The organism is Pseudomonas asiatica (assembly GCF_009932335.1).
In the GTDB taxonomy this organism is placed as follows: Bacteria; Pseudomonadota; Gammaproteobacteria; order Pseudomonadales; family Pseudomonadaceae; genus Aquipseudomonas; species Aquipseudomonas asiatica.
This window is the reverse complement of sequence record NZ_BLJF01000001.1, coordinates 2,767,550-2,787,911: the sequence shown is the minus strand read 5'-3', so window position 1 is coordinate 2,787,911 and position 20,362 is coordinate 2,767,550. Positions and strand designations below refer to the sequence as shown.

The 20,362-nt window shown below is 64.2% G+C and carries 20 protein-coding genes; 6 read left to right on the top strand and 14 right to left on the bottom strand.

All coding sequences use genetic code 11. The annotated features are described in order from the left end of the window. Nucleotides 1-54: 54 nt before the first annotated feature. On the bottom strand, nucleotides 55-1,374 hold the full coding sequence (locus GYA95_RS12910; protein WP_043936198.1) for a PQQ-binding-like beta-propeller repeat protein: 1,320 nt from the start codon (nucleotides 1,372-1,374) through the stop codon (nucleotides 55-57). A gap of 204 nt (nucleotides 1,375-1,578) precedes the next feature. On the opposite strand from GYA95_RS12910, the gene GYA95_RS12905 reads away from it, so the two are divergent. Then, nucleotides 1,579-2,778 (top strand): sugar transporter, encoded by a 1,200-nt coding sequence (locus tag GYA95_RS12905; RefSeq protein WP_043935712.1) that lies wholly within the window; start codon nucleotides 1,579-1,581, stop codon nucleotides 2,776-2,778. A 139-nt stretch (nucleotides 2,779-2,917) separates the two neighbouring features. Here GYA95_RS12905 and GYA95_RS12900 read toward each other — a convergent pair whose 3' ends face one another. The 3 genes from GYA95_RS12900 to GYA95_RS12890 are packed head-to-tail and all read right to left on the bottom strand — an operon-like array spanning nucleotide 2,918 to nucleotide 5,354. Next, nucleotides 2,918-3,502 (bottom strand): LysE family translocator, encoded by a 585-nt coding sequence (locus GYA95_RS12900; protein ID WP_015270855.1) that lies wholly within the window; start codon nucleotides 3,500-3,502, stop codon nucleotides 2,918-2,920. 50 nt (nucleotides 3,503-3,552) lie between these two features. After that, entirely contained in the window at nucleotides 3,553-4,383 is an 831-nt protein-coding gene (locus tag GYA95_RS12895; protein WP_015270854.1) for an AraC family transcriptional regulator, read from the bottom strand. 47 nt (nucleotides 4,384-4,430) lie between these two features. Continuing rightward, a complete protein-coding gene (locus tag GYA95_RS12890; RefSeq protein ID WP_015270853.1) occupies nucleotides 4,431-5,354 on the bottom strand; it encodes a LysR family transcriptional regulator in 924 nt (307 codons plus the stop codon). 104 nt (nucleotides 5,355-5,458) lie between these two features. Between GYA95_RS12890 and GYA95_RS12885 the strand changes: the two genes are divergently transcribed. The 3 genes from GYA95_RS12885 to GYA95_RS12875 all read left to right on the top strand — a co-directional run bounded on the left by GYA95_RS12885 (nucleotide 5,459) and on the right by GYA95_RS12875 (nucleotide 7,094). Next, complete coding sequence (locus GYA95_RS12885; RefSeq protein ID WP_015270852.1) at nucleotides 5,459-6,112, top strand: oxygen-insensitive NAD(P)H-dependent nitroreductase NfsB; 654 nt, start codon at nucleotides 5,459-5,461, stop codon at nucleotides 6,110-6,112. 98 nt (nucleotides 6,113-6,210) lie between these two features. After that, a complete protein-coding gene (locus GYA95_RS12880; RefSeq protein ID WP_013973163.1) occupies nucleotides 6,211-6,660 on the top strand; it encodes an antitoxin Xre/MbcA/ParS toxin-binding domain-containing protein in 450 nt (149 codons plus the stop codon). After that, complete coding sequence (locus GYA95_RS12875; protein WP_015270851.1) at nucleotides 6,657-7,094, top strand: RES family NAD+ phosphorylase; 438 nt, start codon at nucleotides 6,657-6,659, stop codon at nucleotides 7,092-7,094. Before GYA95_RS12880 ends, GYA95_RS12875 begins: the two co-directional genes overlap by 4 nt. A gap of 7 nt (nucleotides 7,095-7,101) precedes the next feature. Here GYA95_RS12875 and GYA95_RS12870 read toward each other — a convergent pair whose 3' ends face one another. Together GYA95_RS12870 and GYA95_RS12865 are read right to left on the bottom strand one after the other, a co-directional pair. Continuing rightward, on the bottom strand, nucleotides 7,102-8,256 hold the full coding sequence (locus GYA95_RS12870) for a cysteine desulfurase family protein (protein WP_015270850.1): 1,155 nt from the start codon (nucleotides 8,254-8,256) through the stop codon (nucleotides 7,102-7,104). 171 nt (nucleotides 8,257-8,427) lie between these two features. Beyond that, the gene (locus GYA95_RS12865; RefSeq protein ID WP_015270849.1) at nucleotides 8,428-9,354 is read right to left on the bottom strand and encodes a LysR family transcriptional regulator; all 927 of its coding nucleotides are present in this window, start codon (nucleotides 9,352-9,354) and stop codon (nucleotides 8,428-8,430) included. A 140-nt stretch (nucleotides 9,355-9,494) separates the two neighbouring features. Here GYA95_RS12865 and GYA95_RS12860 point away from each other — a divergent pair, with 140 nt between their 5' ends. Then, entirely contained in the window at nucleotides 9,495-10,724 is a 1,230-nt protein-coding gene (locus GYA95_RS12860; RefSeq protein ID WP_015270848.1) for an acyl-CoA dehydrogenase, read from the top strand. Between the two features lie 77 nt (nucleotides 10,725-10,801). Here GYA95_RS12860 and GYA95_RS12855 read toward each other — a convergent pair whose 3' ends face one another. The 7 genes from GYA95_RS12855 to ribBA all read right to left on the bottom strand — a co-directional run bounded on the left by GYA95_RS12855 (nucleotide 10,802) and on the right by ribBA (nucleotide 19,105). Continuing rightward, nucleotides 10,802-11,866: a TerC family protein gene (locus GYA95_RS12855; protein WP_015270847.1), complete on the bottom strand. Its 1,065-nt coding sequence runs from the start codon at nucleotides 11,864-11,866 to the stop codon at nucleotides 10,802-10,804. Nucleotides 11,867-12,158: 292 nt separating this feature from the next. After that, nucleotides 12,159-13,466, bottom strand: a complete 1,308-nt coding sequence (locus GYA95_RS12850; RefSeq protein WP_015270846.1) for a substrate-binding domain-containing protein — start codon at nucleotides 13,464-13,466, stop codon at nucleotides 12,159-12,161. Between the two features lie 239 nt (nucleotides 13,467-13,705). Further along, nucleotides 13,706-14,854, bottom strand: coding sequence for an ABC transporter ATP-binding protein (locus GYA95_RS12845; protein WP_013973156.1), 1,149 nt, complete (start codon nucleotides 14,852-14,854; stop codon nucleotides 13,706-13,708). Between the two features lie 19 nt (nucleotides 14,855-14,873). Continuing rightward, the gene (locus GYA95_RS12840) at nucleotides 14,874-15,683 is read right to left on the bottom strand and encodes an ABC transporter permease (protein ID WP_015270845.1); all 810 of its coding nucleotides are present in this window, start codon (nucleotides 15,681-15,683) and stop codon (nucleotides 14,874-14,876) included. Between the two features lie 6 nt (nucleotides 15,684-15,689). Continuing rightward, a complete protein-coding gene (locus GYA95_RS12835) occupies nucleotides 15,690-16,607 on the bottom strand; it encodes an ABC transporter permease (RefSeq protein WP_015270844.1) in 918 nt (305 codons plus the stop codon). Beyond that, nucleotides 16,604-17,629, bottom strand: a complete 1,026-nt coding sequence (locus tag GYA95_RS12830) for an ABC transporter substrate-binding protein (protein ID WP_013973153.1) — start codon at nucleotides 17,627-17,629, stop codon at nucleotides 16,604-16,606. The genes GYA95_RS12835 and GYA95_RS12830 overlap by 4 nt, the downstream gene beginning before the upstream one ends. Nucleotides 17,630-17,983: 354 nt before the next feature. Next, a complete protein-coding gene (gene ribBA, locus GYA95_RS12825; RefSeq protein ID WP_015270843.1) occupies nucleotides 17,984-19,105 on the bottom strand; it encodes a bifunctional 3,4-dihydroxy-2-butanone-4-phosphate synthase/GTP cyclohydrolase II in 1,122 nt (373 codons plus the stop codon). Nucleotides 19,106-19,183: 78 nt separating this feature from the next. Between ribBA and GYA95_RS12820 the strand changes: the two genes are divergently transcribed. Next, nucleotides 19,184-19,477, top strand: a complete 294-nt coding sequence (locus GYA95_RS12820) for a DUF1330 domain-containing protein (protein WP_015270842.1) — start codon at nucleotides 19,184-19,186, stop codon at nucleotides 19,475-19,477. A 126-nt stretch (nucleotides 19,478-19,603) separates the two neighbouring features. On the opposite strand, the gene GYA95_RS12815 is transcribed toward GYA95_RS12820, so the two are convergent. Next, nucleotides 19,604-20,326, bottom strand: a complete 723-nt coding sequence (locus tag GYA95_RS12815; protein WP_015270841.1) for a pirin family protein — start codon at nucleotides 20,324-20,326, stop codon at nucleotides 19,604-19,606. Nucleotides 20,327-20,362 lie beyond the last annotated feature (36 nt).

The following is a 20,362-nucleotide window of genomic DNA, read 5'->3' as shown; positions in this document are numbered from 1 at the left end:
TTCGCGGGCGAGCCCGCGAACAGGCCGGTACAGGCAATGAAGATGCTGGATGTGTTACCAGGCCAATGCCCTGTCCCAGCCTTTCCAGAACAACCACCGCCGTACCTCGCCATGCGCCCCGGTACCGATCTGCCAGGCCGGGCGCCCGTTGTCCAGGGCAATCACCGAAACGAACCCGGCATGGCTCGCCGCTACCAGAGTACGCCCGTCGGCACTGATATCCAGCGCACTGATGGTCGACCCCAGGTAATGCTGCCAATGCTCCGTGCCATCTTCGCCAAATGCCCGCAGGTAACCATAGGCATCCCCCACGATATATTCGCCCTCGCGCGCCACGCCGGCATACACCCGTGCGCCATCCTGTACCAGCGGGGTACGCGGGTCCTGGCTGTAGTAGTCGGTATCCAGCCCCGGCAAGTCGGCCACCCTGACGGCCAGCGTGGCACCGCTATAGAAATGGCAGGCATTGACTATCAACTGGTCACCTGCACGATTGAACAGCGCAAAGTGCGGATACTCGCTGGCCGGGCCGATGGCCGCCACGGGCCGGAGCTGGTCATCCAGCACCAGGTGGCGGCTGCCTTGCTCGCCAACCACGATCAACCGACCATCCGCCGATACCGCACCGTGCTCCATGCTCAGCCCCAGGCTGATGTCGTCCGGGTCGGTGCCTTCGTCCAGTTCGTCGAGCACCCGCGCCTGGTGCGGCAGCAGGCGGGTCGCGCCTTGGCGGGTCAGCAGGAAGATACCCTCGGCGCTCACCAGCAGCACCCGCTGGCCATCCGGGAAGGGGATCAGCGTGGTCGGCGTGGGCGGCAGGTCGAAGGGCTCGAACGGGTAACCCGGCGGCAACCCCTCCAACCCCGTGGGCCAGGCCAGGCGCAGCACCTGCGGGCCGCCCCAGCCGTCTGTCACGCGTATGCCCTCGGCATTGGCCAGGGCGAAATAGCGGCGGGCCGGGCAGCGGCCGAAGTGATCGACGCCGATCACCGGGGTCACCCCGAGAGGGTCAATGCGCACCACCTGGCCTTTGTCATGCGGCATGCCGATACGTGCCAGCAGGCTGCCATCCTCCAGCAGCAGGACGTTGCCGATACCTTGCCCGTGCTCCTTGATCAGCGGCAGCAAGGGGTGGTGGGCGGGCGGCCAGGCTTCGCGGAAGGCTTGCTGCTCAAAGGCTTCGACGCCGGGCCGGTTGGCTGCTTGCAGGGCCTGCAGCCAGGTATCGAGCAAATGCTCGGTGGCCTGCGGCAGGGGCTCTTCGAGGTCATCCCAGCCTTGCGCGCGGCCCTGCGCGACATAGTCGTTGACGGCCTGGGCATAGGCGGTGACCGCCTGCTGCCACTGTTGCTGCTGGGAGTGCTGCTGGTCCATGAGCGGATCGGGCTCCTTGTTGCATACGCGTTCGCACAAAGCGCGCATGTTACTCCTTCTGCCCGCCTCGCGGTTGTGAGCCCCCGGCTTGACGCGTACCATGCCGGGCATTCCTTCCAATAACAAAGCGTGCGTCGACACCCCGGCAAGTGGGTGGCTGACGTGCGTCCTGTTGCCTTGCCTGCGGAGAAGCGGTTTGTACCCATGAATGGACCCATACCCACCAACATGCCACCCACGGCGGGTAGCGGCAGCTGGCTGAGCGTCATTGCCCTGGCCCTGGCGGCCTTCATCTTCAACACCACCGAGTTCGTCCCGGTGGCGCTGCTCAGCGACATTGGCCGCAGCTTCGACATGAGCACCGCGCAAGTCGGCCTGATGCTGACCATCTACGCCTGGGTAGTGGCGCTGGCCTCGCTGCCGATGATGCTGCTGACGCGCAACATCGAGCGGCGGCGGCTGTTGCTGTTCGTGTTCCTGGTGTTCATCGTCAGCCACTTGCTGTCGTGGATGTCACAGAGCTTTGCCATGTTGCTGGTCAGCCGTATCAGTATAGCCCTGGCGCATGCGGTGTTCTGGGCCATCACGGCTTCCCTGGCGGTGCGCGTGGCGCCGCCCGGGCAGCAGGCCAAGGCGCTGGGCCTTTTGGCCACTGGCACCACCCTGGCCATGGTCCTGGGTATCCCGCTGGGCCGCGTAGTGGGTGAAGCGCTGGGCTGGCGCATCACCTTCCTGAGCATTGCCGGGGTGGCGCTGGCGACCATGCTGTGCCTGATGAAGTCGTTGCCGCTGCTGCCCAGCCAGAACTCGGGCTCGCTGCGCAGCCTGCCGATACTGTTCAAGCGCCCGGCGCTGGTGATCACCTATGTGCTGGTGACGCTGGTGATTACCGCGCAGTTCACTGCCTACAGCTACATCGAACCGTTTGCCCTGCACGTGGCGCAGATAGGCGGAGAGCGCACCACGCTATTGCTGGTGCTGTTCGGCGGCGCCGGGGTGTTCGGCTCGGTGCTGTTCAGCCGTTACAGCGACCGCTTCCCGCATGGCTTCCTGGTAGGTTCGATCGGCCTGCTGGCGGCGTGCCTGTTGCTGCTGTTGCCGCTGTCGGGCAACTTCTATGTTTTCGCCGCGTTGAGCATGTTCTGGGGTGTGGCGATCCTCAGCTTCAGCCTGTCGCTGCAATCCAAGACCCTGAAACTGGCGTCCGATGCCACCGATGTGGCCATGGCGCTGTTCTCGGGTATCTACAACATCGGTATTGGCGGTGGCGCGTTGCTGGGCAGTATCGTCAGCAGCCAGCTGGATGTGGCGGATATCGGCCTGGTGGGCGGTAGCGTGGCAGTGGCCGGGTTGCTGCTGGCTGTGGCCAGCACCCGGCAGTTCCGCGAGGCGCTGACGCACTGACCTGGCGCTGGCGCGTTCTTTGTAGGAGCGGCCTTGTGTCGCGATGGGGCGCGCAGCGGCCCCGGATTTCAGCGTCACAGCGAATATCGCCGGGGGCTGCTGCGCAGCCCTATCGCGACACAAGGCCGCTCCTACAGGCTCAAGCCATTACGGCAGCCCATGCAGAAATCAACAGCAGCCCCGCCAACACCTGGTTGAACACCCGCAACCGCCGCGGTGCCTGCAACCATCGCGCGCTGCCCACCCCCAGCAGCGCCCACGCCGCCATGCATGGCAGGGCAATCAGCCAGAACACCAGCGCCAGCTGCCATACCGGCAACGACGGCGAGGCAAACACCCCGACCACCGCCACGGCCATCAACCACACCTTGGGGTTGACCACCTGCAACGAGGCTGCGCTGAGTGCGCTGAAGCCTTGCGCCGTGGTCGCCTGCAGCGGGGCGGCGGCACTGCGCAGCATCTTCCACGCCAGCCAGCTCAACCACAAAACCCCGGTCCAGCTCATCAACTGCTGGGCCAGCGGGTGGCGCAGCAGCAGTTCACCCAGCCCCAGGCCCACCATCAGCACGATCGCCGCTGCGGCACCGCAGGCCGCAACGACCTGCGCCAGGCTCGCGCACAGGCCAAAGCGTGCCCCATGGGCAAGAATCAACAGGTTGGTCGGCCCGGGGCTGATGCTGGATACCAACGCAAACAGGATGAAGGGCAACAACGACTGCGACATGATCAAGGGCTCCGGATAAACGAAGCACCATGCTCGCTGCCCGCCGCCTTTCAGTCTGGAAGGTTTGAGCAGCGCCTGCGGTAGTCGGCCGGGGTCAGCTGGTAGGCACGGCGGAACCAGCGCCCCAGGTGGCTCTGGTCGGCAAAGCCCAGGGCCATGGCCACTTCGGTGGGAGTCTGGCCCTGGGCGAGCAGGCGCCGCGCCCGGGCCAGGCGCAGCTGGATCAGATAGGCATGCGGCGCCAGGCCGAATGCGGCCTTGAATGCGCGGGTGAGGCGGAAGCGGTCGATGCCACAGGCTTGGGCCAGGTCTTCCAGGCCGATGTCGCGCTCCAGGTTGGCGTGCAGGTAATCCCGCGCGCGCTGCGCGGTCAGCGGCAGGCGCGGGTCCGGGTTCAGGCGCCGGCGCCAGTGCAGGTGGCGGGTCAGGCAGGCCAGCAGGTCGTCCATGGCCGTCTGCCGGACAATGCGCAAGTCCTGGGTATGCACGGCCTGGAAGGCGAGGGCAGTGGCACGCGCCAGGCGCTCATCGTGGCACAAGGTATCGGCGAAGCTGGGCAGGCTGTCGCCCGGCGCGTGTTCGAAAAGTGCCCGCAGTTGGCTGTCCACCCAGGTGGGTTCCAGGTACAGGGTCGAATAGGTGAAGCCGTCCTCGGTGGGCGCATGGCCGTTATGGATTTCACCGGGCTCCAGCAGGAATACGTTCCCCGGCGTGCTGCGATGGCGCACTCGCCGGCAATCGAATTGCTGCACGCCCTGCTCGGTAACGCCAACCAGGAAGCTGTCGTGCCAGTGCGGGTCGTAGGCATGCCCGACGAAATGCGCGCGGACCGACTCGATGCCGGTGTCGGCGTCTTGCTTGAGGTCGATCCAGTTGCTCATGGGGGCGTGCCGTGGCAGAAATCGCTACCTTAGCGCAACGGCCAGGCTCAGTCTGGAACGATTGTGCAGCCGTTGGCCAGCGCCCGGTTGCGCAAGGCCTCGAAGCGTTCGCGCAGCCACAGATGCAGTTGCGCCACTGCGGGCGTGAGCTGCTTTCGGTGCGGGCACACCAGGGTGACCGGGGCGGGTTCACCAAAGTGCTCGGGCAGGATGATTTCCAGTTCGCCGGCCGCGATGTTGGCGCTTACGTCCAGCCACGACTTGTAGACGATGCCTTCGCCCTGCAAGGCCAGGCGGCGGATCACGTCGGCATCGTCGCTGACCAGCGGCCCACGCACCTGCACGGTGCGGTTGCCCACCCGCCACTTGTCGTAGACCCGGTTGTGCTGCATGTACAGCAGGCAGGCATGCTGCTGCAGGGCGTCGGGCGTGAGGGGGCGGCCGTGACGGGCCAGGTAGTCGGGCGCCGCCACCAGCACCCGGCGGTTCCAGTCTGCCAGCGGCAGGGCAATGTAGTTGGCGTCCTGGTTGAGGCCGTAGCGGATCGCCACATCTACCGGGTCGCGGTTGAGGTCGGCAATCTGGTCAGACAGGAAGAAGCGAAGGTGCAGGGCCGGGTGCTCGCGGCGGAAGGCGCTCAGCCACGGCAGCAACATGTTGCGGCCCAGGTCTGACGGTGCCGAAACCTGCAGGGTACCGCGCAGGGTGTTGGCGTTGCCATGCAGGTCTTCACGCCCCTGGCGCAGGCTCTCCAGCACATTCAGGGCAGTCGGCAGGTACAACTCGCCTTCGGCGGTCAGGCGCAGGCTGCGGGTAGTGCGGGCGAACAGGCGCACATCCAGGTCGCGCTCCAGGCGCTTGATCGCGGCGGCCACCTGCCCCGGCAGCAGTTCGGCCTCATGGGCGGCGGCGGTAAAGCTGCCCAGCACGCTGCTGCGGACGAACAGTTCGAGGTCGGCGATGCGCAGCATTTTCACTCCAGGGATGAAAGTGTTGCTGCATTGTGCCGGTTTTTCTTTTCTGCAGGAAAGATAAGATGCCCGGCAAATCCTCTGTTCATTCCCGGAGTTGTTGCATGGATACCGTCTCGCTGGCCAAGCGCCGCTACACCACCAAAGCCTACGATGCCTCGCGCCGCATTCCCCAGGTGACTGTCGATGCCTTGCTCGAACAACTGCGCCACAGCCCGTCTTCGGTCAACTCGCAGCCGTGGCATTTCATCGTTGCCGATAGCGCCGAAGGCAAGGCTCGCCTGGCCAAGAGCACCACAGAGCGCTATGCCTACAATTCGCCGAAGATCCTCGATGCCTCGCATGTGATCGTGTTCTGCACCCGAACCGAGATGACCGAAGCGCACCTGGATGCCGTGCTCCACCAGGAAGGCGCCGATGGCCGCTTCCGCGATGAGCAGGCGCGTGCCGGGCAGAACCAGAGCCGCCGGCATTACGTCGACCTGCACCGCTTCGATCAGAAGGACCTGCAGCACTGGATGGAAAAGCAGACCTACCTGGCGTTGGGTACTGCCTTGCTGGGGGCTGCGGCACATGGGCTGGATGCCACCCCGATCGAAGGCTTCGACAGCAAGATTCTCGATGCCGAGCTGGGCTTGCGTGAGCGTGGGTTCACCAGTGTGGTCATTCTCAGCCTGGGCTATCGCAGCGAGGCGGACTTCAATGCCGGGCTGAACAAGTCGCGGTTGCCGGCTTCGCAGGTGTTCACCTTCCTGTGAGGTTGCCGGGGCCGCTCTGCGGCCCCGTCTTTCCGGTCGGCTTGCAAAATCCGGCATATGCCGCATACTTGTCGGCAAACGCCGGAAAGGAGAGCGCCATGCTTGCCGAAGTGCTTCGCGACAATGGTTACCACGAGTACCGGGCGCGCCTGCATGCACTGCTGGAAATCCCCGAACTCGCCAGTGACTTCGAAATCCACACCCGTATCACCCATGGCTTCGCTGCCACCTGGCTGGTGAAACTGACCGAACTCGGCGTGTTCACCCCTGTGGAGCGTGACCAGATCATTCCCCTGCGCACGCTGAAAACCCGCATCGAACGTGACCAGCCGCTGACCGTGGAAGAAAGTGACCGGCTGTTCCGCTCGGCCCATATCACCGCCATGGCCGAAGCCGTGTTCGGTGAAGCGGGCAAGGCAAAACGCTGGCTGTCCAAGCCCAAGGAGCGCTTCTCGGGGCTGACGCCGATGCAGATGCTCACCACCCAGCAGGGCACCACCCAGGTCGAGGAGATGTTGCTGCAGATCGCCGAGGGCTTCGGCCTGTGATTCTGTGGCGTATCAGCGCCTATGCAGACTTGAGCGGAACGGGCGGCTTGCGTGTCAGCGGCCGCTGGCACCAGGCGGGCCGGCCAGTGGTATATGCCGCCACCAGCCCGGCCGGGGCAATGCTGGAGGTGCTGGTGCACCTGGAGATCGACCCTGAGGATTTCCCCACCACCATGCGGCTGCTGCGTATCGAGTTGCCCGACACCGTTTCGCAAGCGCAGTTGCCCGCCTTGCAGCCTGGCTGGTCGAGCCAGACCGAACTGACCCGGGGCCTGGGCAACCGTTTTCTGGATGAGTGTTCGGCGTTGCTGCTGCCGGTGCCGAGCGCGATCATGCCCAGCACCACCAATTACCTGTTCAACCCGCGCCATCCGCAGGCAAACAGCGCCAGGCTCGAGGTCGAGGACTTCACCCCGGACAGCCGGCTGTTTTAGGGAAGTTTCACCAAAGTGCCGCTGACGCCGCTGTCAGCACCCGGGCAAACACTTCGAGGGCCTTGTCCACTTCGGCCTCGTTGCTGAAACGCCCGATGCTCAGGCGCACGCTGTTACGTGCCTGGCGTTCATCCAGCCCCAACGCGAGCAGCACATGCGAGGCTGCATTGCTCGCCGAATTGCAGGCCGAGGTGGTCGACAACGCCAGCTCGCTGGCCAGCGCCGCGCTGTTGAAGCCCTTGCTGTCGATACACAGGTTCAGCGTATGGGGAATGCGTTGTTTGGCGCAGCCGTTGAGGGTGACGCCGGGCAGGGCCAGCAGGCCTTCACGCAGGCGCCTGGCCAGTTGTTCGAGGCGCAGGTGTTCGCTGTCGCCGGGCTGGCCGGCCAGGGCAAAGGCACTGCCCATGCCGGCAATCTGGTGGGTCGCCAGGGTGCCGGAACGCAGGCCTTGCTCATGGCCGCCACCGTGCATCTGCGCACGCATCAGCGTGCGGGCGCGTGGCCCCACGTAGAGCGCACCGATGCCCTTGGGCCCATACACCTTGTGCGCCGAGAACGACATCAGGTCCACGGCCATGGCGTTCAGGTCGATGGCCAGTTTGCCCACCGCCTGCGCCGCATCCACGTGCAGCAGGGCACCGTGGGCACGTACCTGTTCGCCAATCGCGGCAAAGTCGGTGATCGTGCCCAGTTCATTGTTCACCGCCATCAGCGATACCAGGCGGGTGTCGGCGCGCAACGCTGCCTGCACCGCCGCAGGCTGAATCAGGCCGGCGGCATCCGGTGCCAGGCGGGTAACGGCCCAACCCTGGCGCTCCAGTTCGGCCACCGTATCGAGCACGGCCTTGTGTTCCAGTTGGCTGGTGATCAGGTGCCCGGGCTGGCCGAGGCCCTGGGCAATGCCCTTGAGCGCCAGGTTGTTGGACTCGGTCGCACCTGAGGTCCAGACCAGTGCATCGGCCTGCGCGCCGACGCGTTCGGCCACTTGCTGACGGGCCTGCTCCACGGCGTGGCGGGCTGCCTGGCCGAAGGCATGGCCACTGGACGCCGGGTTGCCGAAGTTGCCCTGGCTGCCAAGGCAGGCGAGCATGGTTTCGATGACCCGGTCGTCGACCGGAGTGGTGGCGGCGTAATCGAAATAGAGCGGGGCGCTGGGCATGAGGGCGGGTCCGTGTCTGTCGCCGTGAAATCGGCAATCGTTGGAGCAAGCGTACCCGCTACTTCGGAGATATTTTTCACTTCCAGCGGCTCTATTCTGGAAATGATCAAGAAAAATTTCTACCTATCAAGTTTTTCTTGGAATTTTTTTCTCCGCATCCCGCCATTCTGTTCAGGCTGGTTCCGAGGCCCTCTCTTCCTCGGCCACCACACGTTCGCACAACTCGGTGATCTGCTCGCGCATCCAGCGGTTGGCCGGGTCCTGATCGGTGCTTTCATGCCAGTACAGGTGCGTTTCCAGCGCAGGCACCTCGACCGGCAGTGGCTGGTAACGCAACTGATGGCGGCGGGCGAAGCGCTCGGGGACGGTCATCGCCATGTCGGTCTGCTGCAACACCTGCGAGGCCATAAGGTAATGCTGCGAGCGCAAGGCAACCTTGCGCTGCACGCCCATCTTGCCCAGGGCCAGGTCGACATAGCCCAGGCCGTTGCGGCGGCTGGAAATATGGATGTGGGTCATGCCCAGGTAGTTGTCGAGGGTCAGCTTGCTGTCGGCCAGCGGGTGGCCCTGGCGCAGGGCGCAGACATAGCGGTCTTGCATCAGTTTGACGTGGCGTACCTGCGGGTCGGTGTTCAACGGTGCGTCGATGGCGAAGTCCAGGCGGCCGGCGGCAAGTTCCTTGGTGGTCTCGCGGCGCTTGCACAAAAAGCTTTCGATCAGCACCGCCGGCGCCAGGCGGCGCAAGCGCTGGAACAGCGGCGGCAGGATGACCGCTTCGGTCAGGTCGGTCATGCTGATGCGGAAAGTCTTGTTGGCCTGTTGCGGGTTGAAAATGCGGCTTTCCTGCACCGAGGTGCGCAACAGTGCCAAGGCATTGCGCACCGGGCCGATGATGTTCTGCGCCATGGGCGTTGGCACCATGCCTTGCGCGGTGCGCACGAACAGCGGGTCATTGAAGGTTTCGCGCAGCCGCGAAAGGGCGTTGGACACTGCCGGCTGGGTGATGCCCACGATCTGCCCGGCGCGGGTCAGGTTGGCTTCGGTGTAGATCGCATCGAACACGATGAACAGGTTGAGGTCGACCTTGCTGAGGTTCATGGGCGCCGCTCTTTGTTGGAATTATTGGCCGATCATATATCGGTTATGAATGTTTATACACGCGGAAAATAGGCTAGGTGGATGAGGCCATGCTGCTCTAGGCTCTGGCCCATGTACTCCGAACCGTGAAGGTAGCCCCGATGGATTTCGCCTATTCGCCCAAGGTCCAGGCACTGCGTGAGCGCGTCAGCGCGTTCATGGAGGCCTATGTCTACCCCGCCGAGGCGGTGTTCGAGCGCCAGGTCGCCGAGGGTGACCGCTGGCAGCCCACCGCGATCATGGAAGAACTCAAGGCCAAGGCCCGCGCTGAAGGGCTGTGGAACCTGTTCCTGCCCGAATCGGAATACGGTGCCGGCCTGAGCAACCTGGAATACGCCCCGCTGGCGGAAATCATGGGTCGTTCGTTGCTCGGCCCGGAGCCGTTCAACTGCTCGGCGCCGGACACCGGCAACATGGAAGTGCTGGTGCGCTATGGCAGTGAAGCGCAGAAGCGCCAGTGGCTGGAGCCGCTGCTGCGTGGCGAGATCCGTTCGGCGTTCGCCATGACCGAACCGGACGTGGCCTCCTCGGATGCCACCAACATGGCCGCCACCGCCGTGCGTGACGGTGACCAATGGGTAATCAACGGCCGCAAGTGGTGGACCTCCGGCGCTTGCGACCCGCGCTGCAAGGTAATGATCTTCATGGGCCTGTCCGACCCTGAAGGGCCACGCCACCAGCAGCACTCGATGGTGCTGGTGCCCACCGATGCGCCTGGGGTGAAGATCGTCCGCCCGCTGCCGGTGTTCGGCTATGACGATGCTCCCCATGGCCACGCCGAGGTGCTCTTCGAGAATGTGCGGGTACCGTATGAGAACGTGATCCTGGGTGAAGGCCGTGGCTTCGAAATTGCCCAGGGGCGCCTTGGCCCCGGCCGTATCCACCACTGCATGCGCTCGATCGGCATGGCCGAGCGCGCGCTGGAACTGATGTGCAAGCGCTCGGTGGAGCGTACCGCCTTCGGCCGGCCACTGGCGCGTCTGGGCGGCAACGTCGACAAGATTGCCGACTCGCGCATGGAGATCGACATGGCCCGGCTGCTGACGTTGAAAGCGGCCTACATGATGGACACGGTCGGCAACAAGGTGGCCCGCAGCGAGATTGCGCAAATCAAGGTAGTGGCGCCGAACGTGGCATTGAAGGTGATCGACCGGGCGATCCAGATTCATGGGGGGGCAGGGGTGAGTGGCGATTTCCCGCTGGCTTACATGTACGCCATGCAGCGCACCTTGCGCCTGGCCGACGGGCCAGATGAAGTGCACCGGGCGGCGATTGGCAAGTATGAGATCGGCAAGTACGTGCCGGCGGAGATGATGCGTAGCGGGCGGTGATTTACCGGCTTGTTCCGGGCTCTTCGCGGGCTTGCCCGCGAAGACGCCCTTGAAGGCTCACTGGTTCCTCTGGATGGTCAGACCCGCATCTGCGGGTCTTCCTCCTTCTCGCTGACTGTACGATCGGCATTTGAAGGCTGCTTGGATTGACCATTCTTGATTTCCGGCTTTTCCCCCCGCGTCTTGACCAACGAAACCACCACCCCACCCAGCAACAACCCGAACGTCACCCCCAGCGACAGCAATGCCGGCACCTTGCCCACCATGCCGTGGTAGAAGATCTTGCAGCCAATGAAGATCAGCACCAGCGCGAGCGCGTACTTGAGGTAAACGAACCGGTGCATCAGCGCCGCCAGCGCAAAATACAACGAGCGCAAGCCGAGGATGGCGAAGATGTTGGAGGTGTAGACGATGAACGGGTCCTGGGTGATGGCGAAGATTGCCGGGACGCTGTCGACGGCGAACACCAGGTCGGCCAGTTCGATCAGCACCAGCGCCATGAACAGCGGGGTGGCATGGCGTAGCGCCTTGTGCTGCCCGGGCGGGGTCTGCTGCACGAAGAAGTGCGAGCCGTGGATCTGCTCGGTGACCCGCATGTGCCGACGCACGAACTTGAGGATCGGGTTGTTGGCCAGGTCGGGGCGGCTATCTTCCTTCGACAGCGCCATCTTCACCCCGGTAAACAGCAGGAAGGCACCGAAGATATACAGTACCCAGGCGAAGTTCTGCACCAGCGCCGCGCCCACGCCGATCATGATCGCCCGCAGGAACACCACCCCGAGGATGCCCCAGAACAGCACGCGGTGCTGGTAGCGGCGGGGGATGGCGAAATAGCTGAAGATCATCGCCATGACGAACACGTTGTCCATCGACAGCGACTGCTCGACCAGGAACCCGGTGTAGAACTCCAGCGCCGACTGCGCGCCCAACTGGTACCAGACACCGACGCCGAACAGCACGCCGACGCTGAAATAGCCCGAATACAGCAGCAGGCTCTCGCGCATTTCGATTTCCCGGTCGTGGCGGTGCAGCACGCCGAGATCGAGTACCAGCAAACCGATGACGATGGCCATGAACACCAGCCACAACCAGGTGCTGGTGCCGAGGAACGGGGTGGTGAGGAATGTGTGTAGAGCTGTCATGAGCCCCTCCTTGAATGTCGACGTTGCATGGCAACAGTGATCCGACATGGCGGCCTGGCAGCCGTCAGAGGGGCCCGGTATCACATGGGCTTGAGCCTAGACCCGTTTGCCGGTGATGCCGAATGGGGAGCTGTTACATTTCTTTGCCAAGCACGGCACACACTTAAGCACGCTTCTTGTAGGAGCAGCCTTGTGCTGCGAAGAGGCCGGTCAACCTTGCACAAATGTGTTGGCCATACTGGCCTCTTCGCAGCACAAGGCTGCTCCTACAGGGATGTGTGCTGCTTTCAGATCAATGCACCCACACTTCCACCCGGCGATTGCGCAGTCGCCCTTGCTCCAGTTCGTTCCCTGCCACTGGCAATTCATCTCCCATCCCGGTCACCTCCAGCACCTCCACGCCATCGCGCGCCAGCTCGCGGCGCACCGCCTGGGCCCTTAGGCGGGACAGTAGGGCGGCGCGACCGGGTGTTTCCTTGGGGTCGCCAAAGCCCACCAGCACCGCCTTGCGCTGCAACTTGCCCGCTTGGCGCAGGTAGTCGGCAACGCGCTGGACATCGCGCAGGGCCTTGTTGTCGAGGCTGGCGCTGCCTTCCTGAAAGCGGAAGTTAACGCTCAACCGCTGTGCCTGCTGGGCCAGGGTGCGATAGCGCGGCGGCATGTCGGCCTGGGGTGCTACAGATTGGGCCTTGATCTGCTGCGAAACGAAACCCTGCTGGGCGACGATCGCCTGGCCCGCCGGGCTCTGAGCGAAATCGGCCAGGGCCTTGGCCTGGGGCTTGGGGTTGGCCGGCAGATAGAAATACAGGCGCCGCGATAGCGGGTAGTCCTCGCTGGCCACCAGTGCACGCTCCGGTAGCATGGCCGGCGCGTCACCTTCGGCCACCGCCAGCACCTTGGCCCCATGCACCGCCGCCAGGCTGCTGAAACCGATGGCCTGGCGGTCGGTGCTCACTCGCGCGGCCAGCTCGTCGCTGGACTCGAAACGTTGGGCCTGGGCTGAAAGTTCGCTTTGCTGGGGTTCCAGCACGAGGGCCTTGAAGGTCTCAAAGGTGCCGGAGCGGTCGTCACGGGCGTACAGGTGGATGGCCCCGCCGGCAACACCCAATTGCTCCCAGCGCTGGATCTGCCCGGCAAAGATCTGTGCCAGTTGCCCCGTGGTGAGCTGTGGCAGCGGGTTGTCGGGGTGAACGATGACCGCGACGCCATCCAGGCCGATGACTTGTTCGGCGGCAGCGGCGCGCAGGTCGCCCAAAGCCTGCAGTTGGCTTGCTTCGTTGTCGTTGACAGGTCGCGACGCGGCGGCCAGGTCGGCCTCGCCATGGCCCAGGGCGACGAAGCCGGTGCTGGAACCGTGTGCGGCGATGTCGATGCGCAAAGGCTGGCCACGCGTATCGCGAGCGGTGATGACAGTCTCGTTGGCCAGCTTGCCCGGGTATTGTTCGATGGCGGTAGCTTGCTGCGCGCGCAATTGCCCTTGCACCAGCGCCGGCAGCAAGGCCGCGCCGATGGTGTTGGAGCCTTGGACGCGCAGGTGAGCGGGCTCGGCCAGGGTCGCCAGCGGTAGCAGGGTGAGCAGCAAGACAAGCAGGCGGGGCATGCCGGAAGGCCTATGGCATAGAGATGGCCGGCAGATTACGACAGTGGCGTGATGATAATGTGACAGTCCATGGGGCAGTGGGCTTTGCCTGATGCTTGTAAGTTCGCGTTAATGGGGCTGCTGTGCAGCCCATCGCCGGCAAGCCAGCTCCCACAGGGGCCGTGCCAATCCTGAAATCTGCGCTGTACCTGTGGGAGCTGGCTTGCCGGCGAAAGGGCCGCAAAGCGGCCCCAGCGGTATCAATGCGCCCCGGCAGACTTGCTCAGGTCACTTTCTGCCCACTCGGTATAGATGCACGCATCCGCCACCGCCCAGCGCACCTTCACGGTATCCCCCGGCTGCATCGGCATGCCCGCCGCCGACAACGCCTTTACCGTCAGCTCGGTACCGCCCGCTGTCACCACATGGCAGGTCTGGCTCTCGCCCAGGAACAGCACTTCACCAACCTTGGCACTGACCTCGTTCCAGCCCGCCGGCAGCGGCTCGCGCGCGGCTTGTTCGGCGGTCAGGGCCAGGGCCTTTTCCGGGCGCACCATGATCAGTGCATCCTGCGAGGCGGCCAGGCCCGGGGTCAGGCGGATGGCCACCGGCTGGCCCTCGAAGCTGCCCGCGCCATTGCTGCTGGCCTTGATCCGCAGGAAGTTGGAGTTGCCCAGGAACGAGGCGACGAAGGCATTCGGCGGGTTCTGGTACAGGTCGTAACCGGTGCCCAGGCCGACGATCTTGCCATGGCTGAAGATGGCGATGCGCTGGGACAGGCGCATGGCTTCTTCCTGGTCGTGGGTGACGTAGACGATGGTGATGCCCAGGCGCCGGTGCAACTGGCGCAGTTCGTCCTGCAGGTCTTCGCGCAGCTTCTTGTCCAGCGCGCCGAGCGGTTCGTCCATCAGCAGGATGCGCGGTTCGTACACCAGCGCCCGGGCGATAGCCACGCGCTGCTGCTGGCCACCGGACATCTGCGACGGCTTGCGGTGGGCGAACTTCTCCAGCTGCACCAGCTTGAGCATGGCATCGACGCGCTTGCTGGTTTCGCTGGCACTAAGCTTGCGAATGGCCAGCGGAAAGCCGATGTTGTCGCGCACGTTCAGGTGCGGGAACAGCGAATAGCGCTGGAACACCATGCCGATGTCACGCTTGTGCGGCGGCACGTTGACCAGTGACTGGCCATCGACCAGGATCTCGCCGCTGCTCGGCGTTTCGAAGCCTGCCAGCATCGACAGGGTGGTGGACTTGCCCGAGCCGCTGGAACCGAGGAAGGTCAGGAACTCGCCGTCCTGGATTTCCAGGTCGAGGTTGTCCACGGCGGTGAAGTCGCCGTAGTGCTTGTTCAGGCCGCGCAGGCTGACCAGGGTCTTGCCGTGCGCGTTGTCTTTGATCACTGCACTCATTGTTGTTTTCTCCGCGCGCTCAGGCGTTGGCTTCGGTGCGCCGGCGCAAGGCGGCGGCAATGAACATGACAAGCAGCGACAGGCCGATCAGCAGGGTCGAGGCCACGGCGATGACCGGGCTGAGGTCCTGGCGCAGGGTGGTCCACATCTTCACCGGCAAGGTCTGCAGGTCGGGGCTGGCCATCATCACGCTCAGCACCACTTCATCCCACGACACCAGGAAGGCGAACAGGCCGCCGGCGATCATCCCCGGGCGAATCGCCGGGAAGGTCACCTTGAAGATCGCCTGCAGGCGCGAGGCGCCGCAGATCACCGCGGCATCCTCGATGGATTGGTCGAACAGCTTCAGCGAATTGATGATCGAGATAATGGTGAAGGGCAGGGCGACGATCACGTGGCTGACCACGAAGGCGAACAGCGTGCCGGTGTAGCCGAGCTTGAGGAACAGCGCGTACACCGCCACGGCAATGATCACCAGTGGCACGATCATCGGCATGGTGAACAGCCCGTACAGCAGCTCGCGGCCCGGGAAGCGGCCACGCACCAGGGCAAACGCGGTGGGCAGGCCGAGCAGCACGGCGGCGATGGTGGTCAGCACGGCCACCTTCAGGCTGGCCAGCGCGGCGTCCATCCACTCCGGGTTGGAGAAGAACTGGCCGTACCACTTGAAGGTCCAGCCCGGCGGCGGGAACACCAGCCACTGCGACGAGCCGAACGACAGCAACACGATGAACACCACCGGCAGCAGCAGGAAGGCCGCGATGACCCCGGTGGTCAGGTACAGGCCCGTACGCAGCGGGCGGCCCATGGCATTGGGAGACAGGAGCATGGCGGTTTACCTCGCGTTGCCAACCGGGGATTCCGGCTGCAGCTTCAGGTACAGGTAGAAGAGCACCAGGGTGATCACCACCAGCAGTGCGGCGGCGGCGCTGGCCAGGCCCCAGTTGAGGAACGACTGCACCTGCTGGATGATGAACTCGGGCAGCATCATGTTCTGTGCACCGCCCAGCAGGGCCGGGGTGACGTAGTAACCGAGCGACATCACGAACACCATCAGTGCCCCGGAGAACAGCCCCGAGCGGCACAGCGGCAGGAACACTTTCCAGAAATTGGTCCACGGGCTGGCGCCACAGATCGAGCCGGCCTGCAGCACCATCGGGTCGATGGCGTGCATGGTCGCCTGCAGCGGCAGCACGATGAACGGGATCATGATGTAGCTCATGCCGATCACCACGCCGGTCAGGTTGTGCACCATTTCCAGCGGGGCATCGATGATACCCATGGCCATCAACGCCTTGTTGATCACCCCCGAGCTCTGCAGCAGCACCAGCCACGAGTAGGTGCGCGCCAGCAGGCTGGTCCACATCGACAGCAGCACGATGTTCAGCAACCAGCGGCCCCAGCCCTTGGGCACCAGGGTAATTGCCCAGGCCAGCGGGAAGCCCAGCAGCACGCTGATCAGGGTGACCACGCCGGCCACCGAGAAGGTGTTGAAAAGCACCCGCGCATAGGCCGAGTTGGCGAACAGCTGCTCGTAGTTGCCCAGGCCCGGCGTCGGCTCCAGCACACCGCGCAGCAACAGGCCGGCGAGCGGGGCGAAGAAGAACAGGCCAAGGAACAGTAGCGCCGGCAGCAGATTGCGGCTGCCTTTCCAGCGCTGGCTCAGGCTGACGCGGCGGGGGGCCGTTCCCGGGGCGCCGGTGCCCGTGGGGGCACCTTGCGCGTTATGCAGGGCGTTGATGGCGACTTTCATTTGACCAACCACTCATTCCAGCGGGCTGCGATGGCCTGGCCGTTCTTGGCCCAGTAGGCGAAGTCGAGGGTGACCTGGTCCTGGGCGTAGGCGGTCGGCAGGTTCTGCGCAAGGTCTTTGTCCAGCTTGGCCACGCTGTCGACGTTCACCGGCGCGTAGGCGGTCTTGTTGGCGAACTCGGCCTGGCCTTCGGCGCTGCTGGCGTTGGCCAGGAACTTCATGGCCGCGTCCTTGTTCTTGGCACCTTTGGGGATGACCAGGAAGTCGGCCATGACCAGGTTCTGCTTCCAGCTCACGCCCACCGGTGCACCGTCTTGCTGCAGGGCATAGACGCGGCCGTTCCAGAACTGGCCGAGCGAGGCTTCACCCGAGGCCAGCAGTTGCTGCGACTGGGCGCCACCGCCCCACCAGACGATGTCTTTCTTGATGGTGTCGAGCTTCTTGAAGGCGCGGTCCAGGTCCAGCGGGTACAGCTTGTCGGGGGCTACGCCGTCAGCCAGCAGGGCCAGTTCCAGTACGCCTGGGCTGGGCCATTTGTACAGGGCGCGCTTGCCGGGGTAGGTCTTGGTATCGAACAGGGCGGTCCAGTCCACCGGTTTGTTGGCACCTAGCTTGCCTTCGTTGTAGCCGAGCACGAAGGAGAAGAAGAACGAGCCGACGCCATGGTCGGAGACGAAGCGCGGGTCGATCTTGTCGCGCTTGATCTGGGTGAAATCGAGGGGTTCGAGCAGGCCTTCGCTGGCGGCACGCAGGGCGAAGTCGGCTTCGACGTCGACCACGTCCCACTGCACGTTGCCGCTTTCGACCATGGCCTTGAGCTTGCCATAGTCGGTGGGGCCGTCCTGGACGACTTTGATGTCGGTGGCTTTGGTGAAAGGTACGGCCCACGCTTCTTTCTGGGCGTCCTGGGTGGTACCGCCCCAGCTGACGAAGTTCAGGCTGTCGGCGGCCTGGGCAGCCTGACATGCCAGGGTCAGCAGGCTGGCGGACAGCACTGCGGTTACACGTTTGCTCAACAGCATGGTTACGCCCTCGTTGCTTTTGTTATTCGAGGCGGGGCTTGTGGTGCGCCCGCCAATAGTGTTCGGGGAGCAGCTAAAACAAAGTGTTTTTTGGCCGTTTTTGATTGTAGGTGCCGGCCTGCAGATTCAAGGTCTACGGGATATCATATTATGGTATTCCAAACTTTTGGCAAGAGGTATGAGGCTACCGGCCATCACTCCGTCCTCTGCAAGTTGCCGCGAACCTTTGTAGGAGCGGCCTTGTGTCGCGAAAGGGCCGCAAAGCGGCCCCCGGATTTCAGCGTCGACACATGAATTGTCGGGGCCGCTTCGCGGCCCTTTCGCGACACAAGGCCGCTCCTACACGGGCCTGTATCAGCTCACCAGTCCGGGCTCGAAGGGGATGCTTTGCACGACCTCCAGCTCATACCCCGCCAGCCCCGCGTATTTCAGCGGCGGGCCCAGGTGGCGCAGCTTGCCCACGCCCAGATCCTGCAGAATCTGCGCGCCTGTACCCACCTCCGAGTACACCTTCGATTGCCCACGCTGGTAAGGCCGCACCGGCTGGGTCAGCTGCGGCACGCGCTCCAGCAGCGCCTGCGAGGACTCATGGTTGGCCAGGATCACCACCACGCCGGCGCCTTCCTCGGCCACCTTCTGCAGCGCCGCCCAAAGCGTCCAGTTGGCGGGGCCGGCGTATTCGGCGCCGACCAGGTCGCGCAGCGGGTCGATCACATGCACTCGCACCAGGGTCGGCTGCTCGCGGCGGATATCGCCCATGACCATGGCCATGTGTACGCCACCTTCGATGCGGTCTTCGTAGGTGACCAGGCGGAAGGTGCCATGCACGGTCGGCAGTTCGCGTTCGCCGATGCGCTTGATGGTCTGCTCGGTGCTCAGGCGGTAGTGGATGAGGTCGGCGATGGTGCCTATCTTGATGCCGTGCCGGGCAGCGAACACCTCCAGGTCCGGGCGGCGGGCCATGGTGCCGTCATCGTTGAGTACTTCGACGATAACCGACGCCGGGGTGAACCCGGCCAGGCGCGCCAGGTCGCAGCCGGCTTCGGTGTGGCCGGCGCGCGTCAGTACACCGCCTTCACGGGCGCGCAGGGGGAAGATGTGGCCGGGTTGCACCAGGTCTTCCGGGCGGGCATTGGGGGCCATCGCCGCTGCCACCGTACGTGCCCGATCAGCAGCGGAAATACCGGTGGTAACGCCCGTGGCAGCCTCGATCGACACGGTGAAGGCGGTGCTGAAAACGCTGCCGTTGGCCGGCACCATCTGCTCCAGGCCCAGACGTTGACAGTGATCGTCGGTCAGCGTCAGGCAGATCAGCCCGCGCGCTTCACGGGCCATGAAGTTGATGGCCTGGGCGTCGCAACGCTCGGCGGCGATCAGCAGATCGCCTTCGTTTTCCCGGTCCTCGTCATCCACCAGCAGGACCATCTTGCCTTGCCGGTAGTCCTCGAGAAGTTCTTCGATGGTGTTGAAAGCCATGTTGCACGCTCACTGTGGTGGGATGATTATTATGGTATACCATCATACACAAATATCGCCGTAACAGGAGAGCAGCGCATGAAGGCCTATTGGATCGCCCATGTGGACGTGAACGACCCCGAGCAATACCAGCAGTACACCCAGCGCGCCCCGGCTGCCTTCAAGGCATTCGGCGGCCGTTTCCTGGCCCGTGGCGGGCGTAGCGAGGCAATGGAAGGGCGGCCTACCCCTCAGCGTAGCGTGGTGATCGAGTTCGATTCGTACGAGCAGGCGCTGGCGTGTTACCGGTCCGAGCTGTACCAGGAGGCTTGCAGCCATCGCCAGGGGGTGGCGAAGGCTGAGGTGATCATCGTCGAAGGGTTCGAGCCCTGAGTGATGGCTGTTGGCCCTATCGCCGGCAAGCCAGCTCCCACAGGTTAAACACTGCCTTGAAGACCTGTGCAGTACCTGTGGGAGCTGGCTTGCCGGCGATAGGGCCATTACTGTCGAAGCAGAAACTCAAGGCATGCCCGGCAATTCATGCGGCCGCAGGTCGAACACCAGCACCTCGGCATCCACCCCGTTGCCCAGCTCCAGCACCTGTTCCTGCCTCATTCGCACCCCATCCCCTTCATTCAGCACTTGCCCATTGAGCTCGATGCTGCCCCGGGCCACATGCACATAGGCATGGCGGTTTTCCGGCAAGTTCAGGGTGGCACGCTCGTCACCGTCGAACAGGCCGGCATACACCCGCGCATTCTGCCGTACCTGCAATGACCCCTCGGCGCCATCCGGCGAGATGATCAGGCGCAGCTTGCCGCGCTTTTCCTCGGCACTGAAATGCTGTTGCTGGTAACGCGGCGTTGCCCCCTGCACGTTCGGTACGATCCAGATCTGCAGGAAGTGCACCGGCTGCACCTGGCTGTGGTTGAACTCGCTGTGGGCCACGCCGTGGCCAGCGCTCATCAGCTGCACATCGCCCGAGCGGATCACCGAGCCGGTGCCCAGCGTGTCCTTGTGCTCCAGCGCGCCTTCCAGCACGTAGGAGAAAATCTCCATGTCGCGGTGCGGGTGCTGGCCAAAGCCCTTGCCGGGGATGACGCGGTCGTCGTTGATCACCAGCAGGTCCGAGAACCCTTGCTCGTCCGGGTTGCGGTAGTGGCCGAAGGAGAAGGTGTGGAACGATTTCAGCCAGCCATGAAAGGCCAGGCCGCGGTCTTTGGCGTTGCGAACGGTGAGCATGACGGACCTCCTGAACCGGCAGGGCACCAGGCCCTG

Coding starts and splice junctions, on each gene's coding strand:
- GYA95_RS12815 (WP_015270841.1), bottom strand. CDS start 20,326: ATGCTCACCGTTCGCAACGCCAAAGACCGCGGCCTGGCCTTTCATGGC.
- GYA95_RS12885 (WP_015270852.1), top strand. CDS start 5,459: ATGGATACCGTCTCGCTGGCCAAGCGCCGCTACACCACCAAAGCCTAC.
- GYA95_RS12860 (WP_015270848.1), top strand. CDS start 9,495: ATGGATTTCGCCTATTCGCCCAAGGTCCAGGCACTGCGTGAGCGCGTC.
- GYA95_RS12820 (WP_015270842.1), top strand. CDS start 19,184: ATGAAGGCCTATTGGATCGCCCATGTGGACGTGAACGACCCCGAGCAA.
- GYA95_RS12900 (WP_015270855.1), bottom strand. CDS start 3,502: ATGTCGCAGTCGTTGTTGCCCTTCATCCTGTTTGCGTTGGTATCCAGC.
- GYA95_RS12845 (WP_013973156.1), bottom strand. CDS start 14,854: ATGAGTGCAGTGATCAAAGACAACGCGCACGGCAAGACCCTGGTCAGC.
- GYA95_RS12840 (WP_015270845.1), bottom strand. CDS start 15,683: ATGCTCCTGTCTCCCAATGCCATGGGCCGCCCGCTGCGTACGGGCCTG.
- GYA95_RS12880 (WP_013973163.1), top strand. CDS start 6,211: ATGCTTGCCGAAGTGCTTCGCGACAATGGTTACCACGAGTACCGGGCG.
- GYA95_RS12865 (WP_015270849.1), bottom strand. CDS start 9,354: ATGAACCTCAGCAAGGTCGACCTCAACCTGTTCATCGTGTTCGATGCG.
- GYA95_RS12850 (WP_015270846.1), bottom strand. CDS start 13,466: ATGCCCCGCCTGCTTGTCTTGCTGCTCACCCTGCTACCGCTGGCGACC.
- GYA95_RS12890 (WP_015270853.1), bottom strand. CDS start 5,354: ATGCTGCGCATCGCCGACCTCGAACTGTTCGTCCGCAGCAGCGTGCTG.
- GYA95_RS12905 (WP_043935712.1), top strand. CDS start 1,579: ATGAATGGACCCATACCCACCAACATGCCACCCACGGCGGGTAGCGGC.
- GYA95_RS12855 (WP_015270847.1), bottom strand. CDS start 11,866: ATGACAGCTCTACACACATTCCTCACCACCCCGTTCCTCGGCACCAGC.
- GYA95_RS12835 (WP_015270844.1), bottom strand. CDS start 16,607: ATGAAAGTCGCCATCAACGCCCTGCATAACGCGCAAGGTGCCCCCACG.
- GYA95_RS12910 (WP_043936198.1), bottom strand. CDS start 1,374: ATGGACCAGCAGCACTCCCAGCAGCAACAGTGGCAGCAGGCGGTCACC.
- ribBA (WP_015270843.1), bottom strand. CDS start 19,105: ATGGCTTTCAACACCATCGAAGAACTTCTCGAGGACTACCGGCAAGGC.
- GYA95_RS12830 (WP_013973153.1), bottom strand. CDS start 17,629: ATGCTGTTGAGCAAACGTGTAACCGCAGTGCTGTCCGCCAGCCTGCTG.
- GYA95_RS12895 (WP_015270854.1), bottom strand. CDS start 4,383: ATGAGCAACTGGATCGACCTCAAGCAAGACGCCGACACCGGCATCGAG.
- GYA95_RS12870 (WP_015270850.1), bottom strand. CDS start 8,256: ATGCCCAGCGCCCCGCTCTATTTCGATTACGCCGCCACCACTCCGGTC.